Source organism: Vogesella mureinivorans (genome assembly GCF_007644035.1).
GTDB lineage: Bacteria > Pseudomonadota > Gammaproteobacteria > Burkholderiales > Chromobacteriaceae > Vogesella > Vogesella mureinivorans.
In genome coordinates this window covers 1-295 of record NZ_VMTV02000465.1, presented here as the reverse complement: position 1 = coordinate 295, position 295 = coordinate 1, and the positions used below count along the sequence as shown (strand labels likewise).

Here is a 295-nt window from a genome sequence, read left to right as displayed (position 1 = left end):
ATGCCGGGCCTGATCGATGTGCACGTGCACCTGACCTTCGGCGCGCTGCCGATGGCGCGGCTGATGGACCCGGAACTGAGCCCGATCAGCGCCGAGGCCGCGGCCGCTCAGCAGGCCGAGCAGATGCTGCTCCGTGGCTTCACCAGCGTCCGCGACATGGGCGGGCCGGTGTTCGGGCTCAAGGCGGGCATTGATGCAGGGCGCTATCGCGGGCCGCGGATCTGGGCCTCGGGTGGCGCGGTCAGCCAGACCTCCGGCCATGGCGACATGCGCCTGCCGAACGAGCCCGCGCGAC

Annotated in this window: 1 protein-coding gene; it reads left to right on the top strand. The window is 71.9% G+C overall.

The window, feature by feature from the left end; translation table 11 throughout:
* On the top strand, nt 1-295 hold a 295-nt coding region (locus FLQ44_RS12355), incomplete at both ends, for an amidohydrolase family protein (RefSeq protein ID WP_147694620.1).